This window comes from Polynucleobacter duraquae (assembly GCF_000973625.1).
GTDB lineage: Bacteria > Pseudomonadota > Gammaproteobacteria > Burkholderiales > Burkholderiaceae > Polynucleobacter > Polynucleobacter duraquae.
Map to the genome: position 1 here is coordinate 1,119,076 of NZ_CP007501.1, position 19,267 is coordinate 1,138,342.

The 19,267-nt window shown below is 45.5% G+C and carries 14 protein-coding genes; 4 read left to right on the forward strand and 10 right to left on the reverse strand.

What is annotated here, in order from left to right; translation table 11 throughout:
- Position 1 precedes the first annotated feature (1 nt).
- From folD to CL55_RS05885, 4 genes are all read left to right on the forward strand, one after another.
- Entirely contained in the window at positions 2-859 is an 858-nt protein-coding gene (gene folD, locus CL55_RS05870) for a bifunctional methylenetetrahydrofolate dehydrogenase/methenyltetrahydrofolate cyclohydrolase FolD (RefSeq protein WP_046330261.1), read from the forward strand.
- Between the two features lie 72 nt (positions 860-931).
- Positions 932-3,067: a M3 family metallopeptidase gene (locus CL55_RS05875; protein WP_046330262.1), complete on the forward strand. Its 2,136-nt coding sequence runs from the start codon at positions 932-934 to the stop codon at positions 3,065-3,067.
- Between the two features lie 209 nt (positions 3,068-3,276).
- A complete protein-coding gene (locus CL55_RS05880; protein ID WP_170216998.1) occupies positions 3,277-4,116 on the forward strand; it encodes a class I SAM-dependent methyltransferase in 840 nt (279 codons plus the stop codon).
- A gap of 9 nt (positions 4,117-4,125) precedes the next feature.
- Entirely contained in the window at positions 4,126-5,469 is a 1,344-nt protein-coding gene (locus CL55_RS05885; protein ID WP_046330263.1) for an APC family permease, read from the forward strand.
- A 41-nt stretch (positions 5,470-5,510) separates the two neighbouring features.
- On the opposite strand, the gene xth is transcribed toward CL55_RS05885, so the two are convergent.
- The 10 genes from xth to hrpA form a co-directional block, all read right to left on the reverse strand.
- The gene (gene xth / locus CL55_RS05890; RefSeq protein ID WP_205621258.1) at positions 5,511-6,359 is read right to left on the reverse strand and encodes an exodeoxyribonuclease III; all 849 of its coding nucleotides are present in this window, start codon (positions 6,357-6,359) and stop codon (positions 5,511-5,513) included.
- Positions 6,352-7,803: a nitrogen regulation protein NR(I) gene (ntrC, locus tag CL55_RS05895; protein ID WP_046330264.1), complete on the reverse strand. Its 1,452-nt coding sequence runs from the start codon at positions 7,801-7,803 to the stop codon at positions 6,352-6,354. Before ntrC ends, xth begins: the two co-directional genes overlap by 8 nt.
- Positions 7,800-8,936 (reverse strand): nitrogen regulation protein NR(II), encoded by a 1,137-nt coding sequence (glnL, locus tag CL55_RS05900; RefSeq protein ID WP_046330265.1) that lies wholly within the window; start codon positions 8,934-8,936, stop codon positions 7,800-7,802. Before glnL ends, ntrC begins: the two co-directional genes overlap by 4 nt.
- A gap of 11 nt (positions 8,937-8,947) precedes the next feature.
- The gene (gene glnA, locus CL55_RS05905; RefSeq protein ID WP_046330266.1) at positions 8,948-10,363 is read right to left on the reverse strand and encodes a type I glutamate--ammonia ligase; all 1,416 of its coding nucleotides are present in this window, start codon (positions 10,361-10,363) and stop codon (positions 8,948-8,950) included.
- 197 nt (positions 10,364-10,560) lie between these two features.
- Positions 10,561-11,424, reverse strand: a complete 864-nt coding sequence (locus CL55_RS05910; RefSeq protein ID WP_046330267.1) for a competence/damage-inducible protein A — start codon at positions 11,422-11,424, stop codon at positions 10,561-10,563.
- Entirely contained in the window at positions 11,417-12,277 is an 861-nt protein-coding gene (locus tag CL55_RS05915) for an EI24 domain-containing protein (RefSeq protein ID WP_046331199.1), read from the reverse strand. Before CL55_RS05915 ends, CL55_RS05910 begins: the two co-directional genes overlap by 8 nt.
- A gap of 43 nt (positions 12,278-12,320) precedes the next feature.
- A complete protein-coding gene (locus CL55_RS05920) occupies positions 12,321-13,298 on the reverse strand; it encodes a sterol desaturase family protein (RefSeq protein ID WP_046330268.1) in 978 nt (325 codons plus the stop codon).
- A 15-nt stretch (positions 13,299-13,313) separates the two neighbouring features.
- Positions 13,314-14,027, reverse strand: coding sequence for a polysaccharide deacetylase family protein (locus CL55_RS05925; protein ID WP_418054933.1), 714 nt, complete (start codon positions 14,025-14,027; stop codon positions 13,314-13,316).
- A 67-nt stretch (positions 14,028-14,094) separates the two neighbouring features.
- Positions 14,095-15,111, reverse strand: coding sequence for a YVTN family beta-propeller repeat protein (locus CL55_RS05930; RefSeq protein WP_046330269.1), 1,017 nt, complete (start codon positions 15,109-15,111; stop codon positions 14,095-14,097).
- Between the two features lie 59 nt (positions 15,112-15,170).
- The gene (gene hrpA / locus CL55_RS05935; RefSeq protein WP_205621343.1) at positions 15,171-19,211 is read right to left on the reverse strand and encodes an ATP-dependent RNA helicase HrpA; all 4,041 of its coding nucleotides are present in this window, start codon (positions 19,209-19,211) and stop codon (positions 15,171-15,173) included.
- Positions 19,212-19,267 lie beyond the last annotated feature (56 nt).

Here is a 19,267-nt window from a genome sequence, read left to right on the forward strand (position 1 = left end):
TATGCCTGCACAGTTACTTGATGGCGTCGCCCTATCCAAAAAATTACGCACTGAAATTGCTGCCCGTGGGGCAATCGTTACCGCCAAAGGTGTTAGACCAGGTCTAGCGGTTATCGTTGTTGGCGAAAATCCTGCTAGCCAGGTTTATGTCAGAAATAAAGTTAAAGCCTGTGAAGACGTTGGTTTTCACTCTGTGCTTGAGCGCTACTCCGCAGAATTAGGCGAAGAAGAATTACTGGCTCGTATTGCTACTTTGAATGCTGATCCAGCGATTCAGGGCATCTTAGTTCAACTGCCACTGCCTGAGCACATCGCTGCTGAACGTGTACTAGAAGCAATCGCCCCTGAAAAAGATGTAGACGGCTTTCACGTAGCTAATGCTGGTGCCTTGATGGTAGGCCAGCCAGAATTCAAGCCATGCACTCCTTATGGTTGCATGAAGATTCTGGAGAGTATTGAATATCCTATCCGTGGTGCACGCGCAGTTATCGTGGGCGCCTCTAATATTGTTGGCAAGCCAATGGCCATGCTCTTACTACAAGCAGGCGCAACAGTCACTATTTGCAATAGCAAGACTCGTGACTTAGCGCATCACACTAAGGACGCTGATATTTTGGTAGTTGCTACTGGTAAGCCAAAAATGGTTACCGGCGATATGGTCAAACATGGCGCCGTAGTCATTGACGTGGGCATTAATCGCATGCCCGATGGAAAACTCTGTGGTGACGTTGATTTTGATGCCGTTCAATATGTTGCCGGCTGGATTACTCCTGTACCCGGAGGTGTTGGGCCTATGACTATCACCATGCTTCTGATGAACACATTAGAGGCCGCAGAAAAGGCAGCAAAGCCCTCTTAATAGACATCTTCACTTGAGGTCTTTTTAAGGGTCTGATTGGCAAAAGTTCTTATCGTCCATTAAGCTATAGGGATGACTAAATCCATCACATCAAAGCCCTCTCCCGAACTTCAGAAAAATCCACTCATTGCATTCGGAAGAGGCATTTGTGCCTACTCCGAGGTAAAGCCATCTGATATTGCGCCAGCAATCGACTTCTTGCTGCAACAGGCGCAACATGCAGTAGATCATGCAGTAGATCAGAGCACTCCTGCAAACTGGAATGATTTAGTAGAGCCCCTCGAGGATGCAACCGAATCTTTAAGTAGATCTTGGGGAGTGATTTCTCATCTCAAAAGCGTTGCAGATACTCCTGAGCTCAGAGTAGCTTATGGCGAGATGATGCCTAAAGTAAGCGCATTTTTTTCTAGCCTAGGCCAAAATTTAGCGCTCTATCAAAAGTTCAAAGCACTCAGTCAGGATCCTGGCTTTACCAAACTGAATTACGCACAGAAAAAAGTCATTGAAAATTCACTCAGAGATTTCCGCCTCGGTGGAGCAGAGCTAAGCGATGCTGATAAGCCGCGGTTTGCTCAAATTCAGGATGAGCAAGCATTATTAGGTAAAGCGTTTTCTGAGCATGTTTTAGATGCCACCGATAGCTTTGTCTATGTCATTGCTGATCAATCTGAACTGAAGGGCTTGCCAGAGGACCCTATCGCTGCAGCTGCAGATACAGCACAACAAAAAGGGCTTGAGGGCTGGGCTTTTACTCTGCACTTCCCCTCTTACTACCCAATCATGCAGTACTCCGAGAGTCGGTCACTGCGACGCCTCATGTATGAGGCCTACGTCACACGAGCCTCTGAACTAGCTCCTCAATACGCTCAGGGCAAAGTCGATTGGGACAACGCGCAAAACATGCTTGAGCAACTCAAGCTGCGTGACGAAGAAGCACACATGCTAGGTTTTAAAAACTATGCAGCTCTGAGTTTGGCGCCCAAAATGGCGAGCAGTGTTGAAGAGGTCGATAGTTTTTTAACAAATTTTGCTGAAAAATCTAAACCTTTTGCACTGAAAGATTGGCAAGAACTTTCTTTATTCGCCAAAACTGAATTGTCTATTGTTGATGGATTAGAGCCATGGGATATTGCTTTTGCTTCTGAGAGATTGAAGCAGGAACGCTATGCGTTTTCTGAAAATGAATTAAAACAGTATTTCCCTTTACCTAAAGTTTTAGAAGGCTTGTTTGGCGTAATTCAAACTTTATTTGGAGTCAAGATTGAAAAGTCTGATCTGCCAACTTGGCACGCAGATGTTCAATCCTTCTCGGTTAAAAATACTGAAAACAAGATCGTTGCTTATTTCTATCTAGACCCATACGCTCGTCCTGGTAAACGCGGTGGAGCCTGGATGGATGATGCCCGCGGTCGCCGTGAATTGCCTAATGGAGAGATTCAGATTCCGGTTGCCTATCTAGTTTGCAACTTTGCAGCCCCGGTAAAGGTAAATGGAGTATTGCTCCAACCAACAATTACTCACGACGATGTCATTACCCTCTTCCATGAGAGCGGGCATGGCTTACATCACCTATTAACGCAAGTAAGTGCATTAGGCGTATCTGGTATCAACGGTGTCGAGTGGGATGCAGTTGAGTTACCAAGTCAATTCATGGAAAACTTTTGCTGGGAATGGGAAGTTTTAGAGAAAATGACAGCACATGCTGAAACCGGTAAGCCACTACCCAAAGAGTTATTCAATAAGATGCTCGCTGCTAAGAATTTTCAAAACGGCTATATGACCTTGCGCCAAGTTGTGATGTCGCTAACTGATTGGCGTCTGCATGCCCGTTTTGATGCTAAAAATGCTCAGGATCATGCGGTACTTGATCTGTCTAGAAGTATTGCGGAACAGTTCAATGTCATTCCTCAGCCAGCAATCTCCCGCTGGATCAATACCTTTAGCCATATTTTTGCTGGCGGATATGCGGCTGGTTATTACAGCTATAAATGGGCTGAAGTACTTTCCGCTGACGTCTACTCTGCTTTTGAAGAGGCTGCAAAACTCACTGGTAGCGTCCTCGATGCTGAAACTGGCAAGCGCTATCGTACAGAGATTTTAGAAGTGGGTGGCAGTCGCCCTGCCGCCGAGTCCTTTAAAGCATTTAGAGGAAGAGAGCCCAGTATTGATGCTCTATTAAGACATGGTGGTTTAGCTTTAGCAAATTAAACTTAATTAGTGATTAACATAAAAACCAACTACGGGTGGTTTTTTCAAGTGATGGGCTTGTCTATGGGCGTATATTCGGCTTTGATCTGCATGCCTATAGGTTTGACTTAGAGCATGAGTCTAAAACTGAAGGATCTTAGATAATGTCACTAAGTACTGTTATAAGAATAAGTCTTGCTAAGAATCTTTACATTTTTATGGGAATTAATGTGCAAAAAATAAAATGTTTATTAGTTACTCTATGTTGCAGCCTGTCCTTAACCACGATGGCCGATCCATCGAGTGTCAAAGTTAATGATTCATATACACCAAGCTTCGGTCAACCTGGGAAAGATGTTATTTGGATTCCAACGGGTACTGAGCTTGTGAGTTTGATGCTCAAAACAGCGAATGTCACCAATAAAGATTTAGTTTATGACTTGGGTGCTGGCGATGGCAAGATTGCAATCGCAGCTGCAAAAGAATTTGGGGCAAGAGCGGTCGGTATTGAATTTAATCCAAACATGGCTGCATTTGCACAACGGAATGCTAATCAATCTGGCGTGGGTCAGTTAGTCACAATCATTAATGGGGACATTTTTGTCGAGGACTTCAGTCAAGCTACTGTAGTCACCCTGTATTTACTGCCTGATCTCAATATGCAATTACGACCTACTATTCTCAAGATGAAGCCCGGTACGCGTATCGTCTCTCATGCCTTTACCATGGGAGACTGGGAAGCCGATAAGGTAATTGAGTTAGATGACAAAGCATACTATTGGGTAGTTCCAGCTGATGCCATGGGTGAATGGTCATTGGAGGGTCTTGAAATCAAAAATGTCACCCTCACCCTTGCTCAACAATTTCAAAAAATTGGTGGGAATATAAAAATTGGTAATCAGTCTCAGCCAATTCTGGATTCTCGCCTCGAGGGCAAACAACTTAGCTTTGCTTATATTGATCTGAACAAAAATTACATCACCGTTAAGGGTGATATCAGTGGCTCGGAGTTCAAAGGCGAGTACAAAAATATCTTCTCTCAAGGCCCCGTTTCAGGTAAGCGTCGTTAAGACTTCGGCATGACAAAAGGTGTCGTTCCACAACAATTATTAAGTCCAACTGGGGCAATCGCAATCATTGTTGGCATTGTGATCGGTGCTGGCATTTTTAAAACGCCATCCATGGTGGCCGGTATTACAGGCGATGTTGGTTGGGCACTCACAATCTGGATTGCAGGCTCTTTGATCTCCATCATGGGGGCACTTTGTTATGCAGAATTAGCTACTGCCTTCCCTCATGCCGGCGGTGACTATCATTTCCTAACGCGCGCTTACGGAAAGAATGTTTCATTCTTATATGGCTGGGCAAAAGCGATGGTCATCAATACGGGCTCCATTGCTTTATTGGCATTTGTATTCGGTGACTACATGACCAAGGTTTTACCAATCGGAGCCAACTCGACTATTTATTGGGCAGCACTGATCGTAGTTGTGCTCACCCTGATCAATCTCATTGGCATCCATACCTCGGCAGGAATACAAAGCTTCTTAACGATTTTAGAAGTGTGTGGTCTTTTGGCAATCATCGTCGCAGGTTTTGGTATTTTTACCGCTCCCTTGCCTATAGTCGAAAACCCTCCTTTATTTTCTAGTAACCCACAACTGGGTATGCTGGGATTGGGAATGGTATTTGTTTTATTGACTTTTGGGGGCTGGAATGAATCCGCCTATATTTCTGCAGAACTCAAAGGCACTAGTAAGACTGTCGTGACTGTGATTGTGGCTAGTCTTGCAGTCATCACCGTGATTTATTTATTAGTGAATCTAGCATTGATTAATGGTCTTGGCTTAAAAGTATTGGCTAGCAGTAAAGCAGCGCCCGCTGAGTTATTAGGCCTTGCTTTTGGTCCATTGGGTGAAAATTTACTCGCCCTCTTTGTGGCAATTGCCGCCCTTACCAGTATTAATGCCACCATGATTGTGGGAGCTAGAGCCAATTACGCTATGGGCGAAGACTGGCAAGGTTTAAGAAAAATGAGTCGATGGGAATCATCTCGTGGATCGCCAAGTATTGCGCATTTAGTACAAGGACTGATTAGCCTTGCTTTGGTGGGTTTTGGAGCCCTACAGAGTGATGGCTTTGAGGCAATGGTGGAGTTCACGGCACCTGTTTTTTGGATCTTCTTATTCTTGGTTGGACTTAGCTTATTTATCTTGCGCTTTAAAGATCCTTCAGTGCGTCCATTTAAGGTGCCACTTTATCCAATCACCCCACTGATCTTCTGTGCCTCTTGTGGGTATCTTGCTTATTCCAGCATCATGTATGCGCATAGCAAAGGAGCTGTTGCGATTTCTGCATACGTGATGATGGCTGGCTTAGTGGCGCTTATGTATCTAAGATTGAAAAAGTCTACTAATAATTAGATCGCTCAATTGGCCGGCCCAACATCATTGCCATGTGTGAGTTAAGTCTTTTTGATTTCTGCGATGACTGGAGCGTGATCTGAAGGCTGTTCCCAGGTGCGCGGCTCTTTATCGATCACACTGGAGTTGCACTTTTCTTTGAGCGCATCACTCAGAAGAATGTGGTCAATACGCATACCGGCGTTTCTGCGGAAGCCCATCATACGGTAATCCCACCAGCTAAAGGATTTGGGCGCTTGCTCAAACATTCGGAAAGAGTCTGTTAGGCCCAATTCCAGTAACTGCTGAAAAGCTTTGCGTTCTTCTGGAGAAACTAGATTTTGCCCGATCCATTTTGAGGGATCGTGCACATCAATATCACTTGGTGCGATATTGAAATCACCCAAAAGGGCTAAGCGGCTATTCTGGGTTAATTCTTCTCTTAACCAATTTTCAAGCGCTTTGAGCCAGCCTAGTTTGTAAACAAACTTGTCACTATCGGGCGACTGCCCATTAGGGAAGTATGCTGATACTAGGCGAATAGGTTGCATTCCCTTAAAGCACACCGTGGCAGCTAAGATGCGTTGTTGCTCATCTGCATTAGCCGGAATATTCCTCACTGGCTTTAGAAAGGTAGTGTCATGGTCAGTGGCAATAGGCGCTAATGCAGCTTTGCGAACAATAATGGCCACACCGTTATAGGTTTTTTGCCCAGCAGCAATACTGATATATCCGGCTTCTTCAAGCTCTTGATGTGGATACTTATCATCAGTTAGCTTAAGCTCCTGAAGACAGAGTGCATCAATAGGTGTTTTTGCCCGCTCATGATCTTGTAACCACTTGAGTACTTGGGGCAAGCGCACCTTCAGGGAATTCACATTCCAGGCGGCAATTCTGATTGAATCAGTCATTAATTCCTAGCTCCTGCAACTTCCGAGTAATGGTATTGCGGCCAATACCCAGTCTTTGAGCTGCTTCTACACGCCTACCACGCGTAACTTCTAGCGCAGCTTGAAGCACTGCCTTTTCAAATTTAGAGCACAGCACGTCATATACTCCCGGATCTCCATCCTGCAACATTTTGACTGCAAGGCGACCTAATCCGACCTCCCAATCGACAGAGTTAGTTTTAACGGCAAGCTGCGCATGAGAACTAGACTCACCCTGCAAGAGAGCCGGTTGCTCATTAGCTTCCGCCAAAATATCAGCAGGTAAATCGCTGACTCCAATAACATTAGACGGCGTCATTACTGTTAACCAGTGACAGAGATTTTCCAATTGACGCACATTGCCAGGAAATGGCATGACACTAATTTCTTTTAAAACTTCATCCGATAGATTTTTAGCCTCAACGCCCAAGGACTTTGCACAGGACAGCATGAAATGCCGTGCCAAAACGGGAATGTCCTCTGCACGCTCACGCAATGCTGGCATACGTAACCGAATGACATTTAAGCGGTGTAATAAATCTTCCCGGAAGGCGCCTGCAGCCACTCGGGCTTCTAAGTTTTGGTGGGTCGATGCAATGATGCGTACATTTGCTTTAATCGGATCTTGACCGCCAACACGGTAAAAATGACCATCGGTTAGAGCGCGCAATAACCGTGTTTGTAGCTCAAATGGAATTTCACCAATCTCATCCAAGAATAAGGTGCCGCCATCAGCCTGCTCAAAACGGCCACGGCGTAAAGTCAAGGCTCCAGGGAAAGCACCGCGCTCGTGGCCAAACAACTCTGACTCCAATAAGTCCTTGGGAACCGCTGCGGTACTAAAGACAACAAAGGGGCCTTTCGCGCGGGGACTATGCTTGTGCAATGCTTGCGCAACCAATTCTTTACCAGTACCAGACTCGCCGGTAATTAATACTGTTGAATGGGACTGAGCTAGACGTCCGATCGCTCTAAAGACCTCTTGCACTGCCGGAGCTTGGCCAATAATTTCTGTGGAGTCTTGCCTCCAACCATTCATCTCTTTATTGCCAGATTGATTGCGCTCACTCTGCTCCATAGCGCGACGGATCAGCTCAACCGCTTTATCAATATCAAATGGTTTAGTAAGGTATTCAAATGCACCGCCCTGAAAAGACGAGACCGCTGAGTCTAAGTCAGAATAAGCAGTCATGATGATGACCGGAAGAAGTGGATGGGTTTCCTTTACATTTTGCAAAAGGTCCAAACCATTGCCCCGTGGCATACGAATATCTGAAATCAATATCTGTGGCGTATCTTTCTCCAATGCATCAAGCACATCATTGGGATTAGAAAAACTCTTGTGAGGAATATTCTCACGAGTAAGCGCCTTTTCCAGGACCCAACGAATAGATTGATCATCATCCACGATCCAAACGGGTTTCATATTACTTTCTCCTGCCTACGGTAAGGAATTTGAATTTGGAAATCAGTCCGTCCAGGACGGCTGTCGCAAGCGATAAATCCTTGATGCTGCTGCACAAAAGTTTGAGCCAAGGTGAGACCAAGACCACTGCCCCCATCCCTACCAGATACCAATGGAAAGAAAATGCGCTCGCGAATATCTTCTGGAATGCCAGGTCCGTTATCAATCACATGTAAGTCCATCGCCATCTTGTAGCGTTGCTTAGAAATGGTTACCGAGCGAGCTACTCTGGTCTTCAATTCAATTTGAGCTGTACCTTGAGCAATTTCTTCAGTAAGCGCTTGGGCTGCATTGTGGGCAATATTTAAGACGGCCTGTATCAACTGCTCACGATCACCTAATACCTCAGGAAGGCTAGTGTCATAGTTACGAATAATTCGCAGTCCCTTAGGAAACTCAGCCAATACCAGGCTGCGAACTCGCTCTAGAGCCTCATGAACATTAAATGACTCCATAGCATGGGCCTTACGATGCGGCGCAAGTAGTCGATCAACTAGGTTCTGTAGACGATCAGATTCTTTAATGATGACTTGGGTATATTCACGCAAGCCCTTTTCTGGAAGCTCGAACTCGAGCAATTGGGCGGCGCCACGAATGCCGCCCAAAGGATTTTTAATTTCATGCGCCAAGTTACTCATTAACTGTTTATTTGCTTCAACTTGCTGTGTTACGCGCTCATCACGCTCACTACGTAACTGCTGATCGATTGGGAACCACTCCATCATGATGAGGCTTGGATCTTCAAGGCTCGCCACCACTACATGCGCAGGAATAGATTCTTGATGAATACTACCGGGCAATGAATGCAGCATCATTTCCTGACGTTTTGCAGAGAAGTGCCCTGCCTTGACCTCTTCAATCATGTGATTGAGAGACTCATTCGAGCCGAATAAATCGCGCACAGATTGACCCTCAAGTGATTTACGAGAAAGATCTAGCGCAGACTCTGCCGCAGGATTCACATAAACCAATTGTTGGTTGTCCGCCTCAAATACCACGATGGCATTGGGCATCTGATCAAGCAATGTCGGAAAAAAAGGAGCAGCCGAAGCTGCCCCTTTGAACGAATTGCGCAACAGACCTGCGCTCAACATTTCTCCTTCGCTTACAGGGAGTAGTACATATCGAATTCGATTGGATGAGTCGTCATACGGAAACGTGTGACATCTTCCATCTTCAAAGCGATATAGGCGTCGATCATAGAGTCTGTAAAGACACCACCACGAGTTAAGAACTCACGGTCTTTGTTCAAAGCTTCTAATGCCTCTTCCAAGCTTGCACAAACGGTTGGGATCTTTGCATCTTCTTCTGGTGGCAAGTCATACAAGTTCTTGTCAGCAGCTTCACCTGGATGAATCTTGTTCTGAACACCATCCAAACCTGCCATCATCAATGCTGAGAAGCAGAGGTATGGGTTAGCCAGTGGATCAGGGAAACGAGTTTCGATACGACGACCCTTAGGGCTTGAAACGTGTGGAATACGAATTGAAGCAGAACGGTTACGTGCAGAGTACGCCAACTTCACTGGAGCCTCAAAGCCTGGAACTAAACGCTTGTATGAGTTTGTACCTGGGTTGGTGATCGCATTCAATGCCTTAGCGTGCTTAATAATGCCGCCGATGTAGAACAATGCGAACTCTGACAAACCTGCATAGCCGTTACCAGCAAATAAGTTCTCGCCGTTCTTCCAAATGGATTGGTGAACGTGCATACCAGAACCGTTGTCGCCAACGATAGGCTTAGGCATAAATGTGGCTGTCTTACCGTATGCATGGGCAACGTTTTGAATCACATACTTCTGCCAGATAGTCCAGTCAGCACGTTGCACCAATGTGCTGAACTTGGTACCTAATTCATTTTGACCTTGGCCAGCAACTTCATGGTGATGCACTTCAACTGGAATACCCAAAGATTCAAGGATCAAACACATTTCAGAGCGCATGTCGTGGAATGTATCTACCGGAGCAACTGGGAAATAACCACCCTTTTTACCTGGACGATGTCCAGTGTTGCCGCCTTCGATTTCAGCGCCTGAAGACCATGGAGCCTCTTCAGAATCTACCTTCACAAAGCAACCCTGCATGTCAGCACCCCAACGGACGCCGTCAAAAATAAAGAATTCTGGCTCTGGACCAAAGTACGCTGTATCACCCAAACCAGTGCTCTTCAAATAGGACTCAGCACGTTTAGCGATCGAACGTGGATCACGGTCGTAACCTTTGCCATCCGAAGGCTCGATCACATCACATGTGATTACCAATGTTGGCTCTTCATAAAATGGGTCAATGTAGCAAGCTGTTGGATCTGGCATCAATAACATATCAGATGCTTCAATACCTTTCCAACCAGCAATAGATGAACCGTCAAATGCGTGACCGCTCTCAAATTTGTCTTCGTCAAAATGGGAAATAGGTACTGTTGTGTGCTGCTCTTTACCCTTTGTATCTACAAAGCGGAAATCAACGAAAGTACATTCTTTCTCTTTAACCAACTTCATCACATCAGCGACGGTCTTCGTCATGCAAATCTCCTCTATTAACTGAATTCGGAACACAAACTTAAGGTGTACACCCTTGTTTATTCCAGGCATCAAATATGCCCTTGGGATGTATCTAATTTACTGAAGCAAACAAACGGGAATAGTCATTATTGCACTAGTTAAGTGCTGAAATACCCCTGAAAAGCCTTAAAATCACTATATTTGCACCAAATTAGTGCTCAGCCAGATTTTGAAATATCGTGAATCGCATAACCCAAAGCCTCGGTGCCAGTGCGCAAAGCAATCCAAGCGCACTCTAGGAGAATAGCGTTGCCCTTGATACCCAATTCAATATGGCGCTCAGCGTAAACACCCCCTCTAGAAGAGTCGCCAACGGATGGGAGACTAAAAACCTTTACCCCCGGAAAAGAAGCCTCAATGCGCTCCATTAAGGGCGTTAAGACGGATTCAATCCCTTTTGGAACAATAAAACTTTGCTCTGCCCAGTTTTCACGATGAAATAAATTCTGATAATAGGTGTCTAGGCACCAAGCCATCATGGGCGCAGCCATGACGGGAAAGCCAGGAACAAAATAGTGCTCGCGAATCGAAAAACCCGGAATTTGGTTATAGGGATTGGGGATGATGTCGCTACCAATTGGAAACTCCCCCATCTTAAAACGATGCTGGTTTTCAGCTGTATTCAGATCAGCCTTCATCGGATCACCCTCTGCCATGATCTGAATTCGTCCTGCAATGAGCTCTTGTGCAGTCGGATGCAGTTTTGTTTTTGTGCCTAAGGCTAAAGCGGCGCATTGTCTCGTGTGGTCATCGGGCGTTGCTCCAATGCCGCCAGTACTAAAAACTACATCACCACTAGTGAAGCTGTCTTTCAGAGTAGCGGTAATTTGCTCTGGATCATCTGCAACATATTTTGCCCAAGATAAGCTAAGGCCGCGCTCATTTAACAGCTCAATCAATTTACTCAGATGCTTGTCTTGACGACGACCAGACAAAATTTCATCGCCAATCACAATTAAACCGAAACGACGAAAATCTGAACCAGAGTCCTCGACACTCAGCTTTTTTATGACCTCAACCATGGTTCGGCAACTCCATATCAATAACACGTGCTTCAATATTCACAGATTGATCCAACTCATTACTACGCAATTCTTTTAAGGCCTCAAGCAAATAGTGTGTAAACCAGAGCGCAGCAAAGACAAAGATTAAAGAATAGATCCACAGAGCAACAAAACTGACGATGGGAAATAAGACTAAAGCTAAAGCTGAGGTTGCCCAGAAAAAAGTGGGCACCGCTCCCAACATCCCAGAAATAATTCCCATAGTTAATAGTGGCCAACGATGTTGATGTAACAGAGCATCCCGCTCCTCTGCAGTAGCATGTAGAGCCAACACATCGTAAGACATTAAGCGCATAGTCAACCAGCCCCAAAGTAATGGGGGTAAAACAGCAACCAATGGCGGTATCCACCACACTGGCAAAGTGAGCATCGCTAAGGCTAAGCAGATCAAAGTAGACCAAAGAGTGTAGACAAAACTGCCAAATACACTGCCGCCCTTTTTCTTCGCAATGTCCTTGTAAGCATATTGTCGTGTGACTACCTTGACGATAGTAGGCACAGTTGTTACAGCGATGAATACCAATAAACTAATTGAAATTAAGGGGATCAGTAGCATTACAAAGAAGAGCGGTGCTATCCAGGCACGAGCACTCTCGAAACCGGCCCAAATTAAACCATCAGCAATCCAGCTAGTGAAAATAGAGGCAGTCAGGAAAGTACTCAGCATCTCCAATGCTGGCGTCCAAGTTAGCCAAATTAAGGTGCCCCATAAGACCGAGACAATCAAAAATGGTCGCAAGCTCAGCCACAGCATTTTGGGATGCATTGCGCCAACCAAAGCTAAGCCAAAAGACTTAAAAACTTGCTGCATGCTATCCATAGATTTCCATTACTACCGTGTGAACCACTAGCGTCTATTTTGCTTTGGGTAAGATTTCTCGTATCGAGTTCATGAGACTCTGCCACTGATGCTGCAATAAATTGGGCGACAAAACTAAGTCCCTAACTCCAGTGGGATGAACCTCTTTTGAAAAGATAGCAGTATTGAACATCATGTCCCACCAAGGAAACAAGACACCAAAGTTACAACCACCTAAAACACCTGGCTTACCTTTAGCCTCATGACCGTAGCCTACCGCATGATGCAACCGGTGATACATCGGAGAAATTAACAGGTATTTAAAGGGGCCAAGGTGAATCTTCAAATTAGCATGTTGCCAACTTTGAATCAACTGACTCAATACCACTAATAAAATAAATTGCGCGGGTGAAACGCCGAACAGTAAGGCAAAGAAGGAAAATACAAACGCATGCATGATGTCATCGACAATGTGATTGCGATCATCAGACCAAGCAGTCATCACCGTTTGACTATGATGCAAGGCATGTAATTGCCACCACCAATTGAAAACATGGGAAGCGCGGTGATATAAATACTCCACAAAATCAAGCAATACAAAGTAAATACAAAAACTCACCAAGGGTATTGATGTCACTGACGGCCACCAAGACTCTACATTCAGCCTACCAAAACGAAAGTCATGTAAGACTGAATCAATCTGAAAGAAAAATCCAGATAAGGCAATAAAAATCAGGCCATGAAAAATACCTAGGCGATGAAATAAAGTGTAAAAAATATCCGCTTTGGAACTCTTTGCAAATCGCTCTTGCGTCTCTGCAGGGGAAAATCTTTCCCAAACTCTGAGAATCACAGCGATTAGGAAAATCTGGATACATCCAAATAAGAACCAGTCGATACCGTCAAATACATCTTCGGCCATCGACATCAAATCAAATTGATACAGAATCGGTCCAACCACATAGGTAAACAAGAATTCTTGAACGCTAGCGTAGGCTGAAGCGATGGCGGCTATCACAGGGTTTGAGTCCATATACTCAATTGTGACTTATTTATCCCGTTTTGGCAGGGTTGCAAAACAAAACCCCCGAGCCTTCAAGTTCAATATCAGTTGCTCTAATACTGCTGGAGCCCAAGGATCCTTGCGCGACCAAATACCTAAGTGAGCCATAGTGATATCGCCATCTTGAAGTTGGCTACTGGCCTTATCCAACAGCATTTTGTTGGGATGCGTCTGTGAACTGAGCTCATCACCCAAAAATCCTGCAGGACTCCAGCCAATATGCTGGTAAGAACATTGATCACCCATCCTGATCGAACGGGGCGATGTTTTTCCGCCGGGGGCACGCCAGATTTTTTGAAGACTAGTACCAGTTAACTCTTTAAAGCGCTCGTCCACTCGTCGGATTTCTCGGCAATAAGATGCTTCGTTGTAGAGTGTGGCCACTCCAGCCTTTGGTCCAAATTGTGGCTTTGCAAAGATCTCTCCGGCTGGGCCATCCTTCACAAAGTACAAATGGTCATAGGTATGGCTACCAAAATGATGGCCTTCACGAACACGATCTTGCCAATATGATTTCCAAGAATCGTCTAAAGAAAAATCACCACGGCTGGTTTTTTCATTTGCTAGAAAAAAGGTAGCTTTAACATTTTGACGATTCAAGATATCGGCAATCGTTTGCGCTACAGACATATTGCCTGTATCAAATGTAAGGTAAATCGTTTTTTTTACAATTCGCCTCTTGTGCGAAGCTAAGCGAATAGCATGTCGCCAAACAAATAAATGCTGTCAGTCGAGCGAGTGTCGTAATCAAATGCATCTACTGAAGCTATTCCCAGCTAGCCCGCGGTGTAAAGAAAACACCATGAGGAGATCTACCAACAGGAATTACCGAGACTAACTTCATCGAAGGAATATCAATTACTCCTACCTTTTTAGAGAAGCGGAGAGTGACCCACATGGTTTTTCCATCAGGGGTAATTTCCATGTCATCCGGGCCTGCCGGTAGCCCAATAATATCGCCCGTTTTTTCTAGAGTCTGCATATTAATCAGACTGATGCTTGATGCAATTCGATTGGTTACGAACACATGCTTTTTATCGCCTAAGGGGCGGAAGTTGTGAGCGCCCTTTCCAGTAACAATTCGCTTTACCTCTTTACGATTTTTCCAATCAATCACTTGAACGTAGTCCTCACCCGTAATGCCAATGAGTAGGTATTGATCACCGGGCGTCATCCAGACTCCTGCTGGCACTTTACCCGTAGTCATTTTCCACATGACAGTCTGGGTATCCAAATCAATTGCCGCAAGTTCATTGGAATCTTGCAAGGTAACAAATGCGATTTTGCTGTCTGCTGTAAATGCGACATGACTTGGCGTCTTACCCAACTTGATTGCTTTAGCCAACTTCAGATCTGCCCCTTGCGCATGGTAGACGTCCACCCTGTCTAAGCGATTGCCGTTTGCAACAAACCACTTATGGTTTGGCGAGTAACCAATTTGGTAAGGATCAATGATGTCCGGAATTCTGCCAGTTAACTCACCCGTAGTGGGATTCATCAATACAACATCATTACCCGCGGCATTGGCAATCAGTAAAGTCTTTTGATCAGGAGTCATCATTAAGTGATGAGGCTCTTTTCCAACCGCTACCGTCTTAATCACTTTGCGGGTAGGCATATCGATCAGACTGACAGTGGCCTCGCCAGAATTTAAGACTACGGCCAACTTAGGCTCAGGTGAACTTACACCTTGAGCATAAACAACATTGGTGAGCCCTACTAGGGCAAATACAGACAGGATCGAAATACTGCCAAATTTGGCTTTACTAATGTAGGTATGCATGAACGATATTGTAAGCAATTGATTCGTCTAACGCAGGTCTTTGAGCAGAATCATTTGACCTATCGCAAGCTAGCTAAGACTTTTTCTAGGCGCTTTAAGGACATTGGGCTTGGGGTCTTTAACTCCTGAGCATATAAAGCCACCCTCAATTCCTCCAGTTGCCAGCGAAAATCCGCTAAAGCCTGATCTTCACTGATGGCATATGCCGCAGAGCCATGGCTAGCCTGAAGGAGTTTTTGCCATGGCCTAGCAACCGACTCCCAATCTTTTTGACACTGCGCATCCCGGCTAGGGTTAGCGCGCAATTTATCAATTCGCATGGCAATGGCCTTGAGATAGCGAGGGAAATGCACCAACTGGCCATATGGCGTATCTGAAATAAATTTAGCGAATATGAGACCCTGGACTTGATTCTGAATATCTACATGAGCAGTAGCTGAGGCAGCCTTTGCTTGGGATAACTTCTTTTGAAGGTCTGCATAAGCCTGCAAAGCCGCTAAGGCATGTTTTGCAATCTCCTGCGCAATCAGAGCCAAGCGGGGCTTACCTGCTTGCAAACGCTCTGCAAATTGCTCGGCATTCACGGGTAATGGATCACTCATAAATGCCCGCTCTAAGGCGAGATTCAGAATTTGCTCAGTTAAGTCATCAACTGATCCAATGTTGATAAACAGTAATCCCAGCTCCCGAATTCCAGGGAGTTGTTTGTGCAAGGCTTTGAGTGTGTCTTTATTTGATAGCGCAAATAATCTGCGCAATCCCTGCCAATGATGTTTTCTAGCTTCCAGCAAATCATCGAACACTTCAAGATCGCATGCTTCAGTACGATCTACCAAGGCAGGATATCCAAATAAGGTGCTATTGCCCTTCTGAATTTCTAGAGTCTCCGGTAACTCTCCAAAGTCCCAACTTCTATAACCGCCCTGTTCTACGGTCTTTACATTAGATGCATTACCGCTTTGATTAATTTTGCCGACAGGCGCCGAGTTATTAACTGGGGCACTACTACCAAGCTCATCGTGGACTGCTTGTTGCGCTATGGCTTGAAAGGCTGTGCGGGCAGTCTCTCCATACTCAGCGCGTAATCGAGATAAATTACGCTCTAACTCCAGTTGGCGGCCGTGCTCATCCACTAGGCGGAAATTCATTGAAGAATGTAAGGGCAAAGATTCAGGTCTAAAATCAGTCCGCTTAATTTCTAAGCCACGTTCTTTACGAATATCAGTAATGAGGCTATCTAAAAAGTCACCTACTCCGAACTGCTTGCTTGAGAGCATCCTTTCTAAAAAAGATTTTGCATAGTCGGGTAGTGGAACACAGTGGCGACGTAATTTTTGAGGTAGTGATTTGAGTAATAAACTAATTTTTTCTTCACACATGCCTGGAACTAACCAATCACATCGACGACCATCAACCTGATTCAATAGAGTCAAGGGCACAACCAGCGTTACTCCATCTTTGGGACTTCCAGGCTCAAAGTGATAAGTCAAACTCAGTTCGCTACCACCAACCATCATCTTTTTAGGATAGCGATCTACCGTAATACCGGCTGCCTCATGACGCATTAAATCTGCTTTAGACAAACGCAAAAGAGTGTCGGGAGACTCCTCAGTAATTTCTTTACTCGCCAATGTCTTGCGTAACCAGGCTTTCATACTCTCCCTGCTCAAAACATCTTCAGGAATGCGTGAATCATAAAAAGCAAAAAGGAGATCATCATCTACCAACACATCGGGACGTCGTGAGCGATGCTCTAAAGCCTCAATCTCTTTTATCAGTCTGCGGTTGTGCCAAAAGAATTCAAAAGTGCCGGGATATTTTTTTCTAGCATCAGCCTCGGTCTCCCGCATCAATGCCGGGGTATCCATGCGGCCAAACATCTCTTCTTGAACTAAGGCCTGGGTAATAAATAAATTACGCGCATCTGTTGGGTTGTGTGGCTCATAACGCACGCGACGACCGTGATAAATCGGCAGACCATATAAAGTGCCGCGCTCAAAGGCCATCACTTCGCCTTGACGGCTATCCCAGAAGGGCTCACTCAACGATTTAATCAGGCGGTGAGCCGCAACCTTCTCAACCCACCCTGGCTCGATTTTGGCAATTGTGCGAGCATACATACGATTGGTTTCTTGAAGCTCGCCTGCCAAAATCCAAGCGCCGGCTTTTTTGCCAATCGTTGAACCCGGCCAAATAAAGGGACGAATACCGCGGGCACCCATATAGCTTCCAGTCTTGCTGCCACGCTCCTGAGATTTTTCATCCTCCTCTTTTTTAGCCACATATCCTAAGAGGCCAGTTAATAGCGAAAGATGAACTTGTTCATAAGTAGCGGCGGACGGATTTTCTTTCCAGCCCTTTTCAGCCAACATCGTATGAAGCTGACTATGGACATCGCGCCATTCACGTAAGCGTCTAGGTGATAGGAATTTACTACGGCATAGATTTTCTAATTGTCGATTGCTGTGCTTGTGCTTCAAGGCATCTTGATGCCAATCCCAAAGCTTAACGAAACTTAGAAACTCGGAGCGCTCATCTGCAAACTGCAAATGCGCTTGGTCAGCGGCAGCTGCTTGATCCATAGGTCGATCACGTGGATCTTGTGTAGCCAAAGCGGAGGCAATGATGGTGACCTCACGCAATGCATTGTGCTCCTTGGCAGCCAATAGCATTCGACCAATCCGAGGATCTAATGGCAGATCTGCTAACTGCTTACCAATGGGGGTTAGCTTGAATCTGCTGTTGCTATCTGTCTCACTACTAATGGTGGCATCGTCATAGACAATAGCGCCCAACTCATCTAAGAGCTGGACACCATCAGCAATCGCGCGACCCAAAGGTTTATCGATAAATGGAAATTCTTGAATACGGGGTAAGCGCAAAGAGCTCATGCGAAGCAATACTGCCGCTAGTGAGCTACGCAAAATTTCTGGATCAGTAAATTTAGGGCGACTTAAATAATCTTGCTCGCTATAGAGACGAATGCAAATTCCATCTGATACACGACCGCAACGACCTGCCCTCTGATTGGCGGCCGCCTGGGAAATTGACTCGATCTGTAGTTGCTCTACTTTATTGCGATAAGAATAGCGTTTGACGCGCGCTAATCCGCTATCCACCACATAACGAATATTGGGAACGGTTAATGAGGTCTCGGCAACGTTAGTCGTCAAAATAATACGTCGGCCATTGCCGGGACTAAATACACGCTCTTGTTCGGCAACCGATTGCCGAGCAAAAAGACTCAAAATCTCCGGATGAAAACGCTGCTGAAGAATATGGTCTTTTCTGAGAGCTTCAGCACAATCCCGAATCTCCCGCTCTCCGGGCAGGAAGACCAGTACATCACCTGCACCCGATACACCCTCACGCCATACTTTTGCAATTGATTCTGTTACAGCGTCGGAAAGCTCCTTAGCTTCTTTGGATTCTTTTTTTCCGTCAGGCTTAGCATCAGGTTCCAGCGGCTCATAACGTTGCTCAACTGGGAAAAGTCGCCCACTCACCTCAATCACCGGAGCAGACTTGCCATTTATTGCGAAATGATCCGAAAAACGCTTGGCATCAATGGTCGCTGAGGTAATGATCAACTTCAGGTCTGGGCGCTTGGGTAGTAACTGGCGTAAATAACCCAATAGAAAATCAATATTGAGGCTACGTTCATGAGCCTCATCAATAATGAGAGTGTCATAGGCACGCAACTGAGGATCTCGCTGCGTTTCTGCGAGCAAGATACCGTCGGTCATTAACTTGATTGAAGCGCCCTGACTGGTCTTATCAGCAAAGCGTACTTGGTAGCCCACGTCTTGACCTATTGGAGTACCCAGCTCCTGGGCAATACGCTTTGCAGTGGCTGTAGCAGCGATGCGGCGAGGTTGCGTGTGACCAATAAGGCGACCGCCGTTCATAGTGCCCCTGCCAAGATCTAAACAGATTTTGGGTAATTGGGTTGTTTTGCCCGATCCAGTCTCTCCACAAACAATCACAACCTGATGTGAGCTCAAGGCATCCTTGATGATTTGACGCTGGCCTGATACCGGCAACTCCTCCGGAAAGCGAATCTCTAGCTGTCGAAGGGTGTTGGAAGCAGGCACACTCATGGAGCTTGCTTTGGGTTTTTGTTGGTTTAATGGCTCTTGCACCCTATAATTTTCTC